Raw genomic sequence first — 1,131 nt, forward strand, 5'->3', positions numbered from 1 at the left:
CTGCTGCCAGGAGAACATCGCCTGGAACACCGGGCTGTGCGCCAGGCTGCGCGTCGGCTGCGCCAGCTCCACCACCTGCTCGAACGGCAGCTCCTGGTGCGCCTGCGCCGCCAGCGTCTGCGCCTTCACCCGACGCAGCAGCGTCTCCGCGTCCGGATCCCCGGACAGGTCCAGCCGCAGCGCCAGCGTGTTCACGAAGAAGCCCACCAGCCCTTCCACTTCCGCCCGCGTGCGGTTCGCCACCGGCGTGCCGACCACCAGGTCCGTCTGCCCCGACAGTCGGCTCAGCACCACCGACCACGCCGCCAGCAGCGTCATGTACAGCGTCACCCCGTGGCGCTGGCTCAGCGCCTTCAGCGCCCCGCTCAGTTCCGCGTCCAGCACCAGCGGAATGCTGGCGCCGGCATGGTCCTGTTCCGCCGGCCGGCGGTAGTCGGTCGGCAGCGCCAGCAACGCCGGCGCGCCTTCCAGCGTATCCCGCCAGTACCGCCGCAGCCGCTCCGCCCCGGCTTCCGCCAGCCAGCCCCGCTGCCACGCCGCGTAGTCGGTGTATTGCAGCGCCAGCGGCGGCAGCGGACTCTCTCCGCCGGCCAGCCGCGCCGCATACAGGCTGTCCAGCTCGCGCATCAGCACGCCCAGCGACCAGCCGTCGGAAACGATGTGGTGCATGGTCAGCAGCAGCGCGTGCCGTTCCGGCGCCAGCCGCAACAGCAGGCCGCGGATCAGCGGTCCGGCCTCCAGATCGAACGGCGCCGACGCTTCCGCTTCCGCCTGCGCCCGCCAGTCCTCGCCCGCCGCCTCGATGCGCAGCGGGAAGGCTCCGGCCTCGACCACCCGCTGCGTCGCCGCGCCATCGCTAGCCTCGAACACGGTGCGCAGCGCCGCGTGCCGCGCCAGCAGGCTGTCCAGCGCCCATTGCAGCGCGTCGGCGTCCAGCGCGCCGTCCAGTTGCAGGCACAGCGGGATGTGGTAGGCGGCGCTGCCACCCGTCCATTGCGACAGGAACCACAACCGTTGCTGCGCGAACGACAGCGGTTGCGGGCCCCGCCGCTCGGCGGGAAGCAGCGGCGGCAGAACGCTGGCCGCCGCCTGCGACACCGCCTGCGCCTGCGCGTCCAGTTCGGCGTGGGC

At 73.0% G+C, this 1,131-nt stretch carries 1 protein-coding gene; it reads right to left on the minus strand.

Features of this window, described 5'->3' with window-relative positions:
* Positions 1–1,131, minus strand: a 1,131-nt coding sequence (locus VL52_RS22895; protein ID WP_046159209.1) for a condensation domain-containing protein, incomplete at both ends; no start/stop codon positions are given.

This window comes from Chromobacterium vaccinii (genome assembly GCF_000971335.1).
Taxonomy (GTDB): domain Bacteria; phylum Pseudomonadota; class Gammaproteobacteria; order Burkholderiales; family Chromobacteriaceae; genus Chromobacterium; species Chromobacterium vaccinii.